Below are 18,730 nucleotides of genomic sequence, written 5' to 3' on the forward strand. Positions count from 1 at the left end.
TGCGCACCTTGCGGTTCGCCTTTTTCCCGATGGTCCGTTGAGGTTCATGAGAATGAAACTCGACACAGGGAGACGCTTCACCATGCCGCAACCACGCATCCGCACCCGGATCAAACCGCTGCTCCTGGCCGTCCAGCTGGCCTGCGCGCTGCCGCTGGGCATCGCTGGCCAGGCTTACGCCGCCGCCACGGTCGCGCAGTACGACATCGCCCCGGGTGCGCTGGGCGACGTGCTCAGCCAGTTCGCCGCCCAGGCCGGTATCGACCTGGCGCTGGATGGCCGCCTGGTCTCGGGCCTGCGCAGTGCCGGCCTGCAGGGCCAGTACGCGGTGGAGGACGGCCTGCGGCGCCTGCTCGCCGGCAGCGGCTACGGCTTCGCCCTGACCGGCGCCGGCTATGTGCTGGTGGCGCAGCCGCAGCAGGGCGCGCTGCAGCTGGACGCCACCAGCATCACCGGCATGAGCGCCGAGCAGAACCCCCGGGGCCCGGTGGAGGGCTACCTGGCGACCCGCGCCAGCAGTGCGACGAAGACCGACACAGCGTTGCTGGAAACCACCCAGAGCATCTCCGTCATCACCCGCGACCGCATGACCACCCAGGGCGCGCAGAGCGTCAGCGAAAGCCTCGGCTACACCGCCGGGGTGCATGCCAACGTCGCCGGCAACAACCCCACCGACAACACCATCATGGTCCGCGGCTTCCAGCAACTGAACAGCAACGCCTACACCGATGGCCTGCGCAACAACCAGATCGGCTACTACGCGCCGGAGCCCTATGGCATGGAGCGCATCGAAGTGCTCAAGGGCCCGGCCTCGGTGCTCTATGGCCAGGGCTCGCCTGGCGGCACGGTGAATTTCGTGTCCAAGCGCCCGACCTTCGCCGCCCACCGTGAAGTGGGTTTCTCCGGCGGCAGCAACGATCGCCTGCAGGCTTATACCGATGTCGGCGACGTGCTGGATGAGCGCAAGACCCTGGCCTGGCGCTTCGTCGGCCTGGGCCGCGATGCCGACAACAGCATCGACGGCATCAAGGATGACCGGGTCTACCTCGCGCCGAGCCTGACCTGGGCGCCGGATGAGGACACTTCGCTCACCGTGCTCGCCTCGTACCAGCGCAACAAGAACCTGTTCACCAGCAACCTGCCGTATTCGCTGTTCGACGGTTCCAACCCCAATGGCCGGGTGCCGCGTCACCGTTCGTTGAACGAGCCTGGCTTCGATGCCGAGAAATCCGAGCAGACCAGCCTGGGCTACGAGTTCACTCACACCCTCGACGAGCACTGGAGTCTGCGCCAGAACGCGCGCTACACCCATTTCACCGGCTACGAGGACCAGCTGTTCCGCAACAGCGGGGTGATCGCCAGCACCACCATCAACCGCTACTACCAGCTGCGCGACTACGGCAACGACAACTTCGCCCTCGACAACCAGTTGCTCGGCACCTTCGACACCGGTCCGTTCAGCCATACCCTGCTGGCCGGCGTCGATTACCAGCACAGCCGGCGCAGCAACGCGGTGCAGACCGGCAATGCCCCGGCGATCAATATCTATGCGCCGGATCGCAGCGTGACGATCGATACCTCGCGCTACACCAGCCTGATGGACGTCGCGGAAAAGTCCCGGCAACTGGGGACCTACCTGCAGGACCAGATCAAGCTCGGCAACTGGGTCGCCTCCCTCGGCGGGCGCTACGACTGGGCCAGCCAGGACACCGACACGCGCACCTTCAGCACCGCCAACGGCCGGACCACGGTCAACCCGCAGCGGGTCGACGCCGAGGACTTCACCGGCCGGGTCGGTCTGGGCTACCTGTTCGACAGCGGCCTGTTCCCCTACGTCAGCTACACCGAGTCGTTCGTCCCGACCGCCGGCACCGACCGCAGCGGCTCGGCCTTCGAGCCGGAAACGGCCAAGCAGTACGAAGTGGGTGTGAAGTACCAGCCGACCGGCACGGACAACTACGTGACCCTCTCGGCCTTCGACCTGCGTCGGCAGAACGTGCTGACCACCGATGTCTCCGCGCCGAGCTACAGCGTCCAGGAAGGCGAGGTGAGCTCGCGCGGACTGGAGCTGGAAGGCGTGCTCAAGCCGCTGGCCGGACTCAACGTGATCGCCTCCTGGACCCTGAACAAGGTCGAGGTGAGCAAGGACAATCCCAACGTCGCCGGCATCAGCAACAAGGGCAAGACCCCGGTACGCACCCCCGAGCACCTGGCGTCGCTGTGGTCCGACTACACCGTGCAGGGCGGCCTGCTCGCCGGGCTCGGCTTCGGCGCGGGGGTACGCTACACCGGGTCCACCTACGGCGATGCGCAGAACACCTTCAAGGTCCCGGACTACACGGTGGTCGATGCGATGGTCAGCTACGACTTCGGCAAGGCCGATCCGCAGCTGGACGGGCTGAAGGCGCAGGTGAACGTGAAGAACCTGACGGACAAGTACTACGTGGCGGGGTGCTTTGCTACGGTCGGGTGTCTGCTGGGGACGGAGCGGACGGTGACGGCGGATTTGACTTACAGGTGGTGAATGCAAACCCGGCTGCCATTGTGCAGCCGGGTTCTATCGACGTGGAGTCACAGCTGGTTTCGGTCAGGGATCGCTCCTCTTCTGCGGTTTGGCACCGATACAGTCGCGGATGCTTGGGCCTACATAGGTCATTCCTACCCAGACACCGCCGCCACGGTCCCAACTCAAGCGACCTCCGGAAAATGCCAGGTCGTAAATCACGGTTTCGCCAATGAGCTGGCCGTTGAAGGTGCCATATAGACGGTAGAAACCGGGCATTTCCCAACCGCGAAACCAATGAACCTCGCCATCGTCGTTGGGTGCAGCTTCAGGGTGAAAAAAGTCGGGTAGCAGCCAGAACGGCTTGAACGTTTCGAGGCGAGAGCATCCGTTTGGACTCAGTTCGGAGTCGCCCAGGGAAGAGGCGAGACCTTTTTCCCACCATTCGGAGGCGAACCAGAGTCCGACTAAGGAAATGCATGCCGAGAGGGTTGCCAGAAATTTCTTTTTCAATGTTTCACACTTTGACATGAGCCATTGCCCTCAAAACTGGCTGCGTGGTGCAGGACAGATTTGAAGGCATATTGTGAGATTCAATCGTCTTGGGTAGGCCTGTCGAAAATGCAGTCCTTTGCATTCGGACCGACAAAAATCATTCCCACGTAAACACTACCGGTAACTCCCCAATCTATGTCGCCACTGGCTTGCTCCAGATCATAGATGTTGCTTTCGCCAAGAAGTTGTCCACTGCGGTTGTCGAACAGGCGATAGAACCCCGGATATTCCCACCAGGGTAGCCACTGGGGTTCGATGTCTTCATTTGGGTCAGCCTTCCTGTGGAGGATTTTTGGAAGTAACCAGAGTGGTTTGAATGTCTCAAGGCGATAACAGCCGTTTGGGCTGACGACGGGGCTGCCCAAAGGACTTGCCAAAGACTTTTCCCACCATTCGGACGCGAACCACAGGCCGGGCACGACAATGGCTAGAATGGGTGCCATTTTCCAAGTCAAGTTCAAGATGGTTCTTCCATGTCAATGACGTTGTCGAGTCTCTGCCACCGGATGTCAGAATATAGGGCATGGTCACCTCCCATGAGATCGGAGCCTGTGCTACGGATCATTCCGCCCCGGCTGATCTCCAATGCAGTCCGGTACGTTCGGTCCCAAGTTGATCATCCCGGCATAAACCCGGCCCGATCCTAGCCCCCAAGTCAAACGCCCACTCGCATAGGCAAGGTCATAGATTTCACTTTCGCCAAGAAGGGCTCCGGTTCGATTGTCATAAAGACGATAAAAGCCGGGGTATTCCCACGATGGAAACCAATAAGGTTCGACGTCGCCGTTGGGGTCAGGTTCTCGATGAAACATGTCCGGCAATACCCAGAACGGTTTGAATCTCTCAACGCGATAGCAGCCGTTGGGGCTGATGGTGGGAGAGGCAAGATGGGTCGCAAGTCCTTTTTCCCACCATTGAGATGCGCTCCATATAACGGCTACGGGGGCGCTGACCAAAAGAGTTATTCGGAGGTGTTTTTTTAGCTTTTTAATTGTTATGAGTATGATCCGGTGCTCCCTGTGTTTGATAACTCAAATCCGGCTGCGTTTCGCTTGGCCGGGTTGAGGTTGCTGGTGAGCCAGTGGCAGTCCACCTACAGATTGCTTGGGCTGTCAGGCTGTTTTTCGAGGCAGTTGGAGGCAGCCTTGCCGAGGTAAGTCAAGCCGACGTATACATCGCCGGAACGATGCCAACTCAAACGGCCACCGGAAAACGCCAAATCGTAGATTACCGTTTCTCCTATCAGTAGGTTGGTGTGGTGGTTGTACAACCGGTAGAAACCGGGTAGTTCCCAAGTGGGGAACCACTCGGCCTTGCCGTTTTCATTAGGTGCAAACTCACGATGTAGTTTGTCAGGCAGTAACCAGAACGGTTTGAAGGCCTGTACTCGTGAGCATCCATCCGGGCTTATCTTTGCCTCTCCCCATGGAGAGGCAAGACCTTTCTCCCACCACTCGGAGGCGAACCAGAGTCCGACTAAGGAAATGCATGCCGAGAGGGTTGTCAGAAATTTCTTGTTCAATTTTCCACACTTTGACCTGAGCATTGCCCTCAAACCTGGCTGCGTGGTGCAGGACAGATTTAAAGGCATGTCGTGAGATTCAATCGTCTTGGGTAGGCCTGTCGAAAATGCAGTCCTTTGCATTCGGACCGACAAAAATCATTCCCACGTAAACGCTCCCGGTAACTCCCCAATCGATGGAACCACCGGCTTGTTCCAGATCGTATATTCCGCTTTCCCCAAGAAGCTCTCCACTGCGGTTGTCAAATAGACGGAAAAATCCAGGGTATTCCCACCCTGGTGGCCACTCGGGTTTCGTACCTTCGTTTGGGTCAGCTTTTCTGTGGAATATATTGGGAAGTAACCAGAGTGGTTTGAATGTCTCTAGACGATAACAGCCGTTTGGGCTAATCACTGGAGAGGAAACTGCCGGAGCCAAGTGCTTTTCCCACCATTCAGATGCTAGCCAGAGCCCGGATGTTACGATCGCGAGTATGGAGGTAATTCTGAAGAGCCGGTTCAAGAGACGATACTCAAATCAACGATTTTGTCGATTTTTTTCCACAGAATGTCAGAGTACAGGACATAGTCACCACCCATGGCGGTTTTGTTCCGGTATTTCCGGAAATCATCGTTTTCCACTAGAGCAATTGCATCAGTTGACCATTTGTAAATTGACTGTCCACTGGGTAGCGCTGCTCTCAGCATTTCTGCCTTGGTCAAAACCCGGTCCGCAGTCCATATGCCTAAAAACTGGAAGCCGTTAAATTCGTAGTTGTCTCTGATATATAGGCCGATGTGCTCGATTTTGAAATGTGGCTTTGTGTTTCCTGTGATAGGGTCCTCTACGTTAAATGTCTTTCCTACGACTCCAATTTTTACAGTGGAAAAACCGAGTGCGCCGTACATGTCATCCAATACGTCAAACTCATCACCTAGTCGCGAGAAGTTAACCTGCGATACGCCATCCATCTCTTTGGCTGTCATATCTGTTGATCCTAGCTTGAACGAAGCCTCATTGCGCCATCCTGCCTTTTCGAGTTGGACCTTCAATCGCTTTGCAGTATTTGGAGTCGACAATCTTGATTCGGCAACTGCTACGGCCTCTCTACAGCGTTGGAAATTCATTGCCCAGTCCATTTTCACAATATGTTCATCGCACTGAGCATTATTCAGATGCGCTGGATCAGGTTGGGTTTGTGTCTGCTTCCACGCCTCCGGCATCTGCCACCCCGGACTATCGAACCACCGCTGCATCAACGCAGCCGAGGTATGCCAGCCCATCTTCCTCATCGCCACCGGCACCTTGGTCAGGGGCAGTGCATTGATCACGATCTGCTTGGGCTCGTGGTAGCGCCCGGGCCGGGTGTCGAGCGTGGCGTTTTCCAGGAGGAACAGGGCGTCCGGCCCCAGTGCGGTGGTTTGCTGGAAATCTTTCAGGGACATGGCGATCACTCCAGGACAGGCGACGGGGCGCTGGTAGCGAGTTGCAGGCGGACAGGCTCGGTGCTTTCGCAGATATGGCTGTAGCCTTCGTCGTTGAGCCGGCTCTGGCCGACGGGCTTGCCGTGGTGCAGCAGCAGGTAGTCGTGCGTCGCACAGGCTGTGCCGTGCTGGTTGATGAGCTGGATGGCGCCGCCACACGACCGGGTGATGGCCTCCGGGCTGCCTGGCGGGGGCACGCTTTGCGGCGTCGAGGCCGGGCTGGGGGCGGAAGGCGCTGCGGATCGACCGCTTGGGGCAAAGGAAGATCGCGCAGGTGATGCCGAGGGTTCAGGCGCCCTGCCCACATAGGTACTGTGCGTGTGGGTGTGATACAGCCTGGCCCGGCACGGGCAGCCGCTGACGCTGTCCAGCGTGCCCGCCACGGGGATGCCATTGCTGGTGATCCACCACACGCCACCCTGAATCGTGTAGCTCTTGCCGGTGACGCCACAGGTGACGGCATCACCCTGGCGGGCATGGGCGATGCCGTACATCAGGATCTGAGTGTCGGAGCCGGTGATCAGGCCGCCGCAACTGGTCTTGTCGCCCTGGCGAAGGAAAAAGCCCTTCTGTGCCATTGTGGTCTTTCCTCATATTGGTCGGTTGGCTCGTACAGGAGTACGAGCGATGACCTGCAATGACCTTTCCTTGTGTCTGAAGGCATGACAGGCGAACCGGGCCGAGGATGAGGGGTTGGCTCAGGGAATTAAGTAGGAATGATCTGATAGAGCAGGGGAAAAGGATTCTCTTTCGGGGATGATTTCCGCAGGCGGCAAGGTCGGTCCGCAACGGGATGGGCTCAAGGCACAGTGAACGTGAAGAACCTGACGGACAAGAACTGCGTGGCGCGGTGTTTTGCCACGGTCGGATGTCGGTTGGGGACGGAGAGGAGGGTGACGGCGGATATGACCTGTCGCTGGTAAACCTGTCGGACTGCTCAGGACCTGGCGTGTTTCAGGTTTTTCGACGTTCGCTGCACGTTCATATCCGCCACTACTAAGTACGCAGACTTTATTCAACGCTGGGAGGTATGAGAGCTGCCCTGAAGGAGCGTGTCACTGCTGCCTTTGACAGGGGGCGCGGATACTGATTTAGTGCGCGTGCCATCATTGTGGCATCACTGGTGGTTGCCCGAATTTTTTCGGTATCCAGATGGCAGTCTCCTTGGAGGGAGCAAGTCATGAGTAAAGAAATATCGTTTCCCGATGACTATGGTCATGTCCGGATTGGCAGCACCATAGACTACTTGACCCGGGAGCTCGCGCCGACCATGCGAGCGTTCGAAATGGGCAAGCTCAAGGCATTGGGTCTGTTGACGTCGAACACGCCGGTTGCGCGCATGACAACCATCGCCAACACCTTCGGCAGTGCGGATGCCAGCAGCTGGAGTACCAGCGTCGACGCCAAGCTCAAGATCAAATCGCTTATCTGCAATACCGAACTCGGGTTTCATACCGACCAGGCCGCGGGAGATGCGAGTACGTCCTCCGGCATGACCCTCGATGTCATCTATGAAGTGTCCGGGCTGGAAATCGTTCTGCTGCAGAGCGCCACCGCCCAGCAGTTGTACCAATGTTCGACAGAGAAGTTTCAGGACGACTACAAGGCAATTACCGAGGCGGCCGATATCTATCAATGGTTAGAGGCGCAACAGAAGTTCCGCATGAACTTTGGCGACGGTTTCGTCAGCAAAATCAAACTGACCAGTTTTGCCAGCGGTTCGCTGGAGTTCAGCTACCGTTCGCATCAGGAAAGCAGCAGCCAGAAATGGGGCGGCAGTTTTTCCATCAATGGCCCGTTCTCCGCTGCCAGCGCCAGCGCGGAGTATGCACGCAGCGTCAACAGTGCCCGTTCCGGTGGGGAATTGCGCTCCTCGGCCTTTGGTCTCCCGGCTGACAGTCCGGCCCTGAACTGGGTCAAGAGCGTGATCGACAACTACACCGGCAAGGGCATCGATGTATTGCTGGCGGCCCCGCCTGAAAACATCACCTACCCGTCGACCTCGGCCAAGGCCCCGGATATTTCCCTGGTGCCGTTGCCGACCCAGCCGCCGGTTCTGCCTGAAATGAAACTGCGCATCAGCAACGCCAAGGATCTGGTTGATTACCTGAAAGTAAAAAATCATCTTGAACAAAATGGCGGCACTGTCGACTCGCTCGAAACATTCATGGGCTTTGACCAGAGCAAACGGGCACGCCAGGTCGAGGACGCGCAGCAGGACCTGCAAAAGTCTCTCGGCTCGGCCAGGGCCAGCCGCATCGCCGCCGATGCCTTCGCGCTAGGGCACAAGGACGCGGCGCTGCCGGCCCCGGCGTCCTTCGTATCGTCCAGCGCACCGCCCTCCGGGGAGCGTGCCGGCAACGAGCAAGGCGCCGCCGACGATTTCGATCTGGGCGGGTATGCGGTCAGCGGCATGGAGTTCTCCCGCTACGAGGATTTCTTCCCGGCGCTGCGGATCAGGACCGACATGCTCACCCAGACCGGCATCAATGTGGTGAAGGAACAGACCTTCGTGATGATGCAGCAGCTGATCGCGCAGTATCTCAACTACATCAAGGACCTGCCCCAGGCGATTCGCGGCAGCGCGCTGGAGGGTGCCAATGCCGGCAAGTTCGCCAATCTGGTTAAGACCTACGCGACAACATCGCGCAATGCCATCAAGGCATCGATGCTCGATGCACAAGGATTCACGTCGACGCACCTGGATAACCTGCACCGCGGGTTCTTTGCCAGCTTGAAGGCAGAGTTCGGCAACATGGTGGACGAGCGCAACAAGCAGGATCCTGACCTGTACATCCTCAACCGTTACTTCCTGGAGCATTTCGACATTCTGTCGAAGGCGCCTTTCGGTTTTGCACTCAACGTGCACAACGACCACATCCCGTATGGCGATGCGTTGCCGTCGAAGTACTTCCATCTGCTGCATGATGACCAGGCGCCATTTCTGCAACGCAACCTTCCGTTTCCGGCGCGGCGCCTGCAGCCGACCACGGCGTCTGTCGACAAGTCCTTCCTGGCCGAGAAGTGCCAGCGCTTCATACCGATCATTCGCGTGATCGACAAGAAACCGAAGTTCGTCATGGCGACGTACTTCAACAATCTTTACCCGGCGTCCTACCTCAGCGGTTCCGAGGCAACCTGTATCGGTCAGCCCGGAGGCGGACCCGCCGTACCGGCACCCCCCGTCACTGCCACGGCCGGCTGGGCGGTGATCGCGCATCTCGAGATCTTTGGCTCGCCGTCCTACCAGACCTATACGATCGCGCCGCTGGAGTACGTGATCGGCAGCGGTTACCGAACCAGCATCGCCTGGGAGGAGTTGATGCCTGCATTGTCGGACGACCTCTCGCCGGATGAGGCACTCACCGAAATGAATGTGCCCGAAGGCTATGTTTTCGGCGGTATCGGGTTCTGCGTGGAAAATCCGGGCGCCGCGGACACTGTCTTGAACATGGCCAGGCAGGCGCGGGTGGTGAATGGCAAGTACGGCCAGAACTGCAGTATCGGCTTCATTCCGGTGGGTTACGACACCGCGCGCAGTTGCACGGTGCAGGGCATTCCGATGTGGCGCGAGTTGCCCTTCGAGGCATTGGAGCTGGCTGCCAGGGGCATCTACTGAGCCGGGTGAGTCCTCCCTTGGCCCGGCTGCGCCTGTGCAGCCGGGTTCAGGTTACGGCAGTGCGAAGTGCTGTGAGGCTTACTTGCCCAGCACCGGGGTGCGCGGCGGGATCATCCGCCGATTGCCGGTGGCTTCGAACGCCGCCCCCAGCTTCAGCAGGTTGGCGTCGTCATAGGCCTTGCCGGCGAAGGTCAGGCCCACCGGCATGCCGATATCGGCCATCACGCCCATCGGCACGGTGACGGTCGGCACACCGAGGTGACGGATCGCCAGGTTGCCGTTGGCCACCCAGATGCCGTTGCTCCAGGCGATATCCGCCGACTCCGGGTTGACGTCGGCGTCCGCCGGGCCAACGTCGGCCACGGTGGGGAAGAGCACGGCGTCCAGGCCCTGCGCGTCCAGCCAGTCTTCCAGGTCCTGCTTGCGGGTCTGCTCCAGGCCACGCAGGCCGTCCGGCACGGTCGCAATCTCGTTCCACGGGGTGATGCCGCGCTCGGCCATCTTCACGTACTCGTCCATGCCCGCGGCCAGGTCGCCCTCGCGGTTGGGCAGGGTGCCCGGATCGTGGGGGAAGATCTTCGGTCCGTCGACGTCCACCAGGCGGTTCAGCTTTGGATCGCCGTTGGCCCGCAGGAAGTCGTCGAAGGCCCAGGCGGTCAGGTCCCACAGTTCATGGTGGAGGAACTCCCTGGAAACGATGCCGCGGTTGAACACGGTCGGCGCGCCCGGACGGTCGCCCTCGCAGTTCGACACCAGCGGGAAGTCCACCTCGACCACTTCGGCACCGGCCGCTTCCAGCGCGGCACGCGCCTGTTTCCACAGGTCGATCACCGACGCCCGGGTGTTGATGCGCTGCCCGGTCGGGCCGCCGATGCCCGGCTGCTCCGAGGTACCGGCGGCGTCATCGGCATTGATGTACATCTTCGGCACACCCAGGCGCTTGCCGGCCAGGGCGCTGGCGCCCACCGCCAGTTCGGCGTAGGAGGCCGGGCGCACGGAACTGACGCTGGGGATCGGCACCCAGGGTTGCAGGCGCCACAGGTCGCCGCGGGGGTCGGGGTCTTCGGCGACCACCACCTCGAGCACTTCCAGCAGGTCGGCCATGGTCCGGGCGTAAGGCACCACCACGTCCATGGTCGGCGTCAGGGGCCAGTTGCCACGCACCGAGATCACCCCGCGCGACGGGGTGTAGGCGCACAGGCCATTGTTCGACGCCGGGCCGCGACCGCTGGACCAGGTTTCCTCGGCCAGGCCGAAGGCGGAGAAGCTGGCGGCGGTGGCGGTGCCGGCGCCGTTGGAGGAGCCGGAGGCGAACGGCGCGGTCAGGTAGGCGGCGTTGTACGGGCTTTCCGCGCGGCCATAGACGCCGCGCTGCATGCCGCCGTTGGCCATGGGCGGCATATTGGTCTTGCCCAGGCAGATTGCCCCGGCGGCGCGCAGGCGCTCGATGGTGAAGGCGTCGCGGTAGGCCACCAGCTCGGCGAAGGCCGGGCTGCCGGAGGCGGCGGTCAGACCCTTGACCAGATAGCTGTCCTTGGCGGTGTAGGGAATACCGTCCAGCGGGCCGAGGGTTTCGCCACGGGCGCGACGGGCATCGGAGGCTGCGGCTTCCTTGAGTGCCTCGGGGTTGCGCACCACCACGGCGTTCAGGGCGGTGGCGGTGTCGGCGCCATCGTAGGCATCGATCCGGGCAAGGTAGGCCTCGACCAGCTCGACCGCCGTGGTCTGGCCGGACTCGAGCGCGGCACGCAGTTGGGCAATGGAAACTTCGGTGACCTCGATCATGCAGCTTGCTCCGGTGGCTGACAGGTAACAGGGAAGAGGATTCCCTCACGCAGGGACATCACGCTTTTCAAATTGTTTTCTCGTTGGATACCCCGTTGTGTGGTTTTACACAACGGCTTGGCCTAAAGCGGGTGATATTTTTAACACTTGGCGCTCAACAAGGGAATGGGGCGTGACGCAAACCCAATGAAATAGCCGATGACCAGCACTTTAGCCGGTGAGCGTGTAGAAAAATATGAACAGTGGTTCGCCCTGTGCCAAGGCACTGGAAGCAGAGGAGGGGAGATGAACGAGAAGAGAGAAAATGGCAGGGGCGGCTGGATTCGAACCAACGCATGGCAGGATCAAAACCTGCTGCCTTACCGCTTGGCGACGCCCCTGTTGCGACGGATGAAGGATCATCCTGATGCAGAATCCCGCTGCCGGTGAAAGCGATTTCGCCGTGAACACTGGGGTTCGTCGCGGGATGGGCGGCAATTTAACAATATTTGTTACGTCTGTGAAGCCTTTTTTGCAAAAAAACAGGTTTTAAAACAGCGACTTAGTTTGCGGGCGTGCTGTCGGTCCCGCGCAGTGCCGCCTGGCCGGCCCAACACGGGCCTCTGCGGATCGGCTTCCATTGGCGCCCAGCGTCCGCGGATTGGCGGAATTATCCCCTGCGCGCGAGGCGATAGACCGTGATCACCTCGCAAGCATGTCCTACAGCACATGAGGTACAGTCGGCGGACAACAATGGATGTTTCCCGCGCTGAAGGAGTCGCAATGTTCCCCCTGGATACCTGGTTGACCTACACCGCCGCCTGCCTGCTGCTGGTGATCTCCCCCGGTCCCGACAACCTCCTGGCCATCGGCCGTGGCCTGAGCCAGGGCCGCCTGGCGGCGATCGTCTCCGGGGTGGCATCCGGCGCGGGGATCCTGTTCCACACCACCACCGCGGCCCTGGGCCTGACCCTGTTGATGCAGACCTCGGCCGTGGCGTTCTGGGTGGTCAAGCTGATCGGCGCGGGCTACCTGCTGTGGCTGGGAATCAAGGTGCTGCGCTCGCGCAACCTGATCAACTTCGCCCCGGCGGCCCGCCAGCCGCTGCGCAGCATCTTTCTCACCGGCTTCCTCTCCGCGGCGCTGAACCCCAAGCCTGGGCTGTTCGTGTTGGCTTTCATCCCGCAGTTCGTCAATCCGCAGCTGGGTTCGGTCACCACGCAGATGTTCGTCTATGGCCTGTGGTTCGCCGTGCTGACCGCAGTGGGCTTCGCCCTGATGGGGGTGTTCGCCACCAGCCTGACCAACGCCATTCGCAATCGTCCGCGGGTGGTCAACGGCCTCAATATCGGCGCCGGGGTGACCTTCGTCGCCTCCGGGGTTTCCGTGGTTGCGCTGAGCCAGAAATAACCGCGCCGATCATCATCGGCGCTTTGACTCGGCTCATCCCTGTTTATTATTCTTGACGGCGTTTGGCCCTGCCTGGCGCGGGGCGAGCAACGGAACAGAATTCGAATAAATATCCGGGGTGCGTGCATGACGATCAAGGTACTGGAAGCCCACGAGGTGAACGAACACCGCGTGGCCCTGCCGGGCTGGCAGGAGCAGTACACGCAGATGTCCGCCGGGCGCTTCCACGGGCGCCTGGTGCATGCCGAGAGCGATGCCGTCGAGCTTTACGAGGAGCGCATGAACCTGCGGGTCGAGCAGGAATTCCATGCCCCGGCCGACGCCCTGGTGTTCAGCTTCGACATGAGCGACAACGCCCTCTACCTGCTCGATGGCCAGACCCGTAATGCCTGGGTCACCCCGGAGAACTACCGGGAGGTCGCGGTGGTGCTGAAACAGCCGGCGGCCTGGAACCGTTCCGCTGGCGAGTTCCGCCAACTGGTGCTTCAGCCTTTGCGCCCCGCGGGCTGCAGCGATTTCGCCAGTTCGCTGTGTGGCGTGCTGGCGCAGGCGCTGCAGGGCCATGTCGATGTGCAGGCGCCCGGGTTCGCCCGGCAACTTGCCGACGGCTGTTTCCAGTTGCTCGACGAGGCCATGGAGGTCGGTGCGCGCGGGCGTGCCGAGTGTCATGCGCGGCGCGTGGTGGAGCGGGTCAAGGAAGTGGTCAACGACTGCCCGCAGGACAGCTTCGGTGTGCAGGACCTGGCGGATGCGGCGGGGGTGTCGGTGCGTCATCTGCAGCAGTCGTTCGTGCGTTATGCCGACATGCCGCCGACGGTGTGGTTGCGCAATCGCCGGCTGAATGCGGCGCGGCGCGACCTGCTGGCGGCGGACCCGGCGCAGGTCACCGTGGCCGAGGTGGCGATGCGCTGGTCGTTCTGGCACCTGGGGCGGTTTTCCCAGGCCTACCATGGGTTGTTCGGGGAGTATCCGAAGGCGACCTTGAAGCGGGGATGACCTTTCACTCGCTTGCCCCACACGACTGTAGGAGCTGGCTTGTCGTGTGACGAACCACTGCGAAGGACCGCGCAGCGGTCCCGGTTCCCAATCTGCAGTTGGCAGATGGCCGTTAGGCCTGGCTGTAGATCTGGAACCGGGACCGCTTTGCGGTCCTTCGCAGTGGTTCGTCACACGACAAGCCAGCTCCTACGGTCGTTTGTGGGCGAGCCAGCCCCTAGCCCAGCGCCTCCCGCAGCCGATACCAGAACATCCCCAACGCCAGCAACGGCGAGCGCAGCAGCTTGCCGCCCGGGAAAGTCAGGTGCGGCACCGCGCTGAACACATCCAGTCCCTTGCTCTGGCCAACGGAAATCGCCTCCGCCAGCAGCTTCGCGCTCCAGTGCGTGACATTCAGCCCATGCCCGGAATAGCCCTGGGCGAAATACACGTTCGGGTGTTGCGCCAGCCGCCCGACCTGGGGGAAGCGGTTGGCGGTGATGCCGATCATCCCGCCCCACTGGTAGTCGATACGCACATTGGCCAGTTGCGGGAACACCTTGAGCATCTTCGGCCGCATGTAGGCGCCGATATCCCTGGGGTCGGTGCCCGAGTAATGACAGGCGCCACCGAACAGCAGGCGCCGGTCCGCGGTCAGGCGGTAGTAGTCCAGCCCGACCTTCTGGTCGCACAGCGCCAGGTTCCGCGGAATCAGTTGCGCGGCCACCTCCTCGGACAACGGCTCGGTGACGATCACATAGCTGCCCGCCGGCAGCACCTTGCCGGTGAGGCGCGGCTCCAGCTCGTCGAGGTGGGCGTTGCAGCCCAGCACCAGGGTATCGGCACGGACCCGACCGCGGGCGCAGTGCAGGACCACCTCCTTGCCATGCTCGATGCGCAGCACCGGGCTCTGCTCGAAGATCCTCACGCCCCGCTGGCTGGCCGCGCGGGCTTCGCCGGTGACCAGGTCGAGCGGGTGCAGATGCCCCGAGCCCATGTCGATCAGGCCACCGGCATAGCAGTCGCTGGCCACCACCTGGTGCATGTGCTGCGGCGCCACCAGTTCGGTGGGGTGGGCGTAGCCGGAGGCTGCCAGCTCGTCGTGCTCGGCGCGCAGGGCGGTGAACTGCGCCGGGGTGTTGGCCAGTTCGCAGAAGCCCCAGCGCAGGTCGCAGTCGATGCCGAACTCGGCGATGCGTTCGGCGACCAGGGTCACCGACTCCACCCCGACCCGTTGCAGATAACGCACACCGTCCTCGCCGACATACTTGCCGAAGCCGCTGACATCGTGGCCTATGCCGCGGATCAACTGCCCGCCGTTGCGCCCGCTGGCGCCCCAGCCGATGCGCCGGGCCTCCAGGAGGACCACGGAGTGGCCGCGCAGGGCCAGCTCCAGGGCGGTGTTGACCCCGGTCAGGCCGCCACCGACCACGCACACGTCGGCGCGGATCTCGCCGTCGAGCGCCGGCCAGGGCTGGCTGTCGCGGGCGGTGGCGGCGTAGTAGGACGCCGCATGCTCAGCGTTTCGAATCATGGCAGCTTCCCGCTTCATTGGTTGAACTTGACCTTGCTCCAGCTGCGGGTCATCAGCCGCATGATCTTCGGCGACGGCGCCCTGGAGATGTACAGCTTGTCCAGCACCGCCTGGGGCGGGTAGACCTCGGGGTTGTTCAGGGTTTCAGGGTCGATGAATGGCCTGGAATCGGCGTTGGCATTCGGGTAGCCGACATAGTCGCTGATCCCGGCGATGACCTTGGGCTCCAGCACGTAGTTGATGAAGGCCAGGGCCTGGTCGGGATTCTTCGCGTCGGCGGGAATGGCGATCAGGTCGAACCACAGGTTGCTGCCTTCCTTGGGAATGCTGTAGGCGATCTTCACTCCGTTGCCGGCCTCGCGGGCCCGGTTGGCCGCCTGCAGCACGTCGCCGGAGAAGCCGAAGGCCACGCAGATGTTGCCGTTGGCCAGGTCCGAGATGTACTTCGAGGAGTGGAAGTAGGTCACGTAGGGCCGCAGCTCCAGCAGGCGTGCTTCGGCCTTGGCGTAGTCGGCGGCGTTGGTGCTGTTGGGATCGAGCCCCAGGTAGTTGAGGATCGACGGGATCAGCTCGTCGGCGGAGTCCATGAAGGCCACCCCGCAGGCCTGCAGCTTCTTCAGGTTTTCCGGTTCGTAGAGGGTGGCCCAGGAGTCGATATGCTCGATGCCCAGCACTTGCTTGACCTTGTCGACGTTGTAGCCGATGCCGTTGGTGCCCCACAGGTAGGGCACCGAGTGGCGGTTGCCGGGGTCGTTCTGTTCGAGCAGCTTGAGCAGCGCCGGATCCATGTGCTTCCAGTTCGGCAGCTTGCTGCGGTCCAGTTCGAGGAACACCCCGGCGTCCACCTGGCGGGTCAGGAAGTGGTTGGACGGCACGACCACGTCGTAGCCGGTCTTGCCCGCCAGCAACTTGCCTTCCAGGGTCTCGTTGGAGTCGAAGACGTCATACACCGGCTTGATCCCGGTGGCGTTCTGGAACCCTGCGAGGGTGTCCGGGGCGATGTAGTCGGTCCAGTTGTAGATGCTGACGCTGGGCTGCGCGACGGCTGCCAGCGGCAGCGCCAGCAAGGCGAAGGGTGCAAGACGTTTCAACAGTTTCATGTCGGCTCCTGTCCATCCGTTTTTATTGTGTATGGCGCGCTGGGCGCATCAGACGCTGAGCAGCAGGAACTCCCGTTCCCACGAACTGATCACCCGCTTGAAGTTCTCGTGCTCGGTGCGTTTCACCGCCACATAGCCCTGGACGAACTTGCGCCCCAGGTACTGCTCCAGCACTTCGCAGTTCTCCATGGCGGCGAGGGCGTCCTCGATGGTGATCGGCAGGCGCAGGTTGCGTCGCTCGTAGGCGCGGCCCTGGACCGGCGCGCTCGGCTCGATCCGCTCGACCATGCCCAGGTAGCCGCAGAGCAGGCTGGCGGCGATGGCCAGGTAGGGGTTGGCGTCGGCGCCGGGCAGGCGGTTCTCCACACGCATGGCCTGGGGTTCGGACGGCGGCACGCGCAGGCCGGCGGTGCGGTTCTCTTCGCCCCACTCGACGTTGACCGGGGCCGAGGTGTCGGGCAGGAAGCGGCGGAACGAGTTGACGTTCGGCGCGAACATCGGCAGCACCTTGGGAATGTACTTCTGCAGGCCGCCGATATAGTTGAGGAACAGCGCGCTCATGCTGCCGTCTTCATTGACGAAGATGTTCTGCCCGGATTCGCTGTCCACCACGCTCTGGTGGATGTGCATGGCGCTGCCCGGCTCGTCGGTGATCGGCTTGGCCATGAAGGTCGCCGCGACGTTGTGCTTGAGCGCCGCCTCGCGCATGGTGCGCTTGAACACGGTGATCTGGTCGGCCAGGCTCAGGGCGTCGCCGTGACGGAAGTTGATCTCCATCTGCGCCGGGCCGTCTTCGTGGATCAGCGTGTCGAGGTCCAGGCCCTGGGCTTCGCACCAGTCGTAGACATCCTCGAACAGCGGGTCGAATTCGTTGGCGGCGTCGATGGAGAAGCTCTGCCGGCCGCTTTCCGGACGGCCCGAACGGCCGATCGGGGCTTCCAGGGGAAAGTCCGGGTCGCTGCTGCGCTTGGTCAGGTAGAACTCCATTTCCGGCGCGACGATCGGCGTCCAGCCTTTCTGCGCATACAGGCGCAGGACACGCTTGAGCACGTTGCGCGGCGACAGCTCGACGGGGTTGCCGCGCTTGTCGTAGGTGTCATGAATCACCATCGCGGTGGGTTCGATGGCCCAGGGCACCAGGAAGATCGCCTCGGGATCAGGGCGGCAGAACATGTCGATGTCCGCCTCGTCGAGCAGGTCGTAGTAGATGTCGTCCTCGACGAAGTCGCCGGTGACGGTCTGCAGCAGCACGCTTTCCGGCAGGCGCATGCCGCCTTCGCCGAGAAACTTGTTGGTGGGAGAGATCTTGCCGCGGGCAATGCCGGTAAGGTCGCTGACGATGCATTCGACTTCGGTGATCTGGTGTTGCTTCAGCCAGGTGCTCAGCTGATGCGCGGGGGTGTTCATGCAAACCTCTAGCGGGTTGGTTGGAAGGCACGCGACCGGCAGGCACCGGTGGGCGTCGAGCCTAGTCTTGGCCAGAGGCGGGCAGGGGTTCTATCCGTTTTCCGCAGGAATGGGCGCAGGCTGGTCGTTGCGAGTGCCCGGTGGCCTGGCGCATTCGGCATTGGTGTTCTAGCGTTTACACGCTTTTGCGGTTATCCCCAGCCACGATTAAAGGAATGATCAGATGACCGAACGAAAAGGGACGCACCTCAAGTCCAGCCTGGAGTCGATTTCCGGGGCGAAAGGCGTCTTCGGCGTGTGCTACTCGATTCTCACCTGGAGCGGTGTGGGCAAGGGCTTCGGCCTGTTCAGCCCGTCGACCTGGGGCAAGACCCTCGGCAAGCTCGCCGAGGATGGCCATGCCACCACCTTCCTGATCCACAAGAACCAGATAACCCTGACCGGCATCAGCGATGACGGCTGGGTCTTCGACAGCGGCAGCCTGGCGAGCAAGAGCTGGGCGCGCACCACCGGCAGCGCGACCACCTATGTCTACTACATCGGGGTCAACGGCGACTTCATCAAGAAATACGAGAAGCTGCAGAAGAAGCTCGCCAAGACCAAGACCGCCTACGCCGCGCTGTGGCCGAACATGGTGGGGAGCTCGACCCAGTACCAGAACTGTGTCAGCCACAGTCACTACCTGATGTCGGAACTGGGCCTGGCGCATTGGGCCCACAGCACCAAGGGCTGGTGGGTGCCGTCGGCGAGCAACTGGGTGGAGTGGTTCAAGAGCTTCGCCCCGGTGCAGCGCGATGGCTTTGCCTGGAAGTACAAGAAGTTCGACAGTACCAACACGCACATCCCGTGACACGGGGGCGCCTGGGGCACCGCCGCG

Annotated in this window: 15 protein-coding genes and 1 tRNA gene; 5 read left to right on the plus strand and 11 right to left on the minus strand. The window is 61.8% G+C overall.

Translation table 11 applies throughout. The features are described from left to right. The first annotated feature begins 52 nt into the window (after nt 1–52). Nucleotides 53–2,524: a TonB-dependent siderophore receptor gene (locus tag RTI28_RS25700; protein ID WP_316923092.1), complete on the plus strand. Its 2,472-nt coding sequence runs from the start codon at nt 53–55 to the stop codon at nt 2,522–2,524. 63 nt (nt 2,525–2,587) lie between these two features. Here RTI28_RS25700 and RTI28_RS25705 read toward each other — a convergent pair whose 3' ends face one another. From RTI28_RS25705 to RTI28_RS25735, 6 genes are all read right to left on the minus strand, one after another. Beyond that, on the minus strand, nt 2,588–3,016 hold the full coding sequence (locus RTI28_RS25705) for a hypothetical protein (RefSeq protein WP_316923093.1): 429 nt from the start codon (nt 3,014–3,016) through the stop codon (nt 2,588–2,590). Between the two features lie 80 nt (nt 3,017–3,096). Then, the gene (locus RTI28_RS25710) at nt 3,097–3,501 is read right to left on the minus strand and encodes a hypothetical protein (RefSeq protein ID WP_316923155.1); all 405 of its coding nucleotides are present in this window, start codon (nt 3,499–3,501) and stop codon (nt 3,097–3,099) included. Between the two features lie 111 nt (nt 3,502–3,612). Further along, a complete protein-coding gene (locus RTI28_RS25715; RefSeq protein ID WP_410479044.1) occupies nt 3,613–4,023 on the minus strand; it encodes a hypothetical protein in 411 nt (136 codons plus the stop codon). A 128-nt stretch (nt 4,024–4,151) separates the two neighbouring features. Continuing rightward, on the minus strand, nt 4,152–4,580 hold the full coding sequence (locus tag RTI28_RS25720) for a hypothetical protein (protein WP_316923094.1): 429 nt from the start codon (nt 4,578–4,580) through the stop codon (nt 4,152–4,154). A gap of 498 nt (nt 4,581–5,078) precedes the next feature. After that, complete coding sequence (locus RTI28_RS25730) at nt 5,079–6,005, minus strand: DUF6402 family protein (RefSeq protein WP_316923095.1); 927 nt, start codon at nt 6,003–6,005, stop codon at nt 5,079–5,081. A gap of 5 nt (nt 6,006–6,010) precedes the next feature. Further along, nucleotides 6,011–6,622, minus strand: coding sequence for a PAAR domain-containing protein (locus RTI28_RS25735; RefSeq protein ID WP_316923096.1), 612 nt, complete (start codon nt 6,620–6,622; stop codon nt 6,011–6,013). 602 nt (nt 6,623–7,224) lie between these two features. On the opposite strand from RTI28_RS25735, the gene RTI28_RS25740 reads away from it, so the two are divergent. Continuing rightward, a complete protein-coding gene (locus RTI28_RS25740) occupies nt 7,225–9,663 on the plus strand; it encodes a hypothetical protein (RefSeq protein WP_316923097.1) in 2,439 nt (812 codons plus the stop codon). A 78-nt stretch (nt 9,664–9,741) separates the two neighbouring features. Here the strand turns inward: RTI28_RS25740 and RTI28_RS25745 are convergent, their stop codons facing one another. Together RTI28_RS25745 and RTI28_RS25750 are read right to left on the minus strand one after the other, a co-directional pair. Beyond that, the gene (locus RTI28_RS25745) at nt 9,742–11,448 is read right to left on the minus strand and encodes an amidase (RefSeq protein ID WP_316923098.1); all 1,707 of its coding nucleotides are present in this window, start codon (nt 11,446–11,448) and stop codon (nt 9,742–9,744) included. A 305-nt stretch (nt 11,449–11,753) separates the two neighbouring features. Continuing rightward, nucleotides 11,754–11,828: transfer RNA gene (locus RTI28_RS25750), tRNA-Gln, on the minus strand. 382 nt (nt 11,829–12,210) lie between these two features. Between RTI28_RS25750 and RTI28_RS25755 the strand changes: the two genes are divergently transcribed. After that, complete coding sequence (locus tag RTI28_RS25755; protein WP_316923099.1) at nt 12,211–12,837, plus strand: LysE family translocator; 627 nt, start codon at nt 12,211–12,213, stop codon at nt 12,835–12,837. Nucleotides 12,838–12,963: 126 nt separating this feature from the next. Continuing rightward, entirely contained in the window at nt 12,964–13,833 is an 870-nt protein-coding gene (locus RTI28_RS25760; RefSeq protein ID WP_316923100.1) for a helix-turn-helix domain-containing protein, read from the plus strand. 217 nt (nt 13,834–14,050) lie between these two features. Here RTI28_RS25760 and RTI28_RS25765 read toward each other — a convergent pair whose 3' ends face one another. The 3 genes from RTI28_RS25765 to RTI28_RS25775 are packed head-to-tail and all read right to left on the minus strand — an operon-like array spanning nt 14,051 to nt 17,853. Next, a complete protein-coding gene (locus tag RTI28_RS25765; protein WP_316923101.1) occupies nt 14,051–15,346 on the minus strand; it encodes an FAD-binding oxidoreductase in 1,296 nt (431 codons plus the stop codon). A gap of 14 nt (nt 15,347–15,360) precedes the next feature. After that, nucleotides 15,361–16,446 carry a polyamine ABC transporter substrate-binding protein gene (locus RTI28_RS25770; protein ID WP_316923102.1) on the minus strand — a complete coding sequence of 362 codons (1,086 nt, stop codon included), beginning with the start codon at nt 16,444–16,446 and terminating at the stop codon, nt 15,361–15,363. 48 nt (nt 16,447–16,494) lie between these two features. Then, a complete protein-coding gene (locus tag RTI28_RS25775) occupies nt 16,495–17,853 on the minus strand; it encodes a glutamine synthetase family protein (protein WP_316923103.1) in 1,359 nt (452 codons plus the stop codon). 223 nt (nt 17,854–18,076) lie between these two features. Here RTI28_RS25775 and RTI28_RS25780 point away from each other — a divergent pair, with 223 nt between their 5' ends. After that, the gene (locus tag RTI28_RS25780; RefSeq protein ID WP_316923104.1) at nt 18,077–18,703 is read left to right on the plus strand and encodes a hypothetical protein; all 627 of its coding nucleotides are present in this window, start codon (nt 18,077–18,079) and stop codon (nt 18,701–18,703) included. Nucleotides 18,704–18,730 lie beyond the last annotated feature (27 nt).

The sequence above is a fragment of the Pseudomonas sp. zfem002 genome (genome assembly GCF_032621685.1).
GTDB lineage: Bacteria > Pseudomonadota > Gammaproteobacteria > Pseudomonadales > Pseudomonadaceae > Aquipseudomonas > Aquipseudomonas japonica.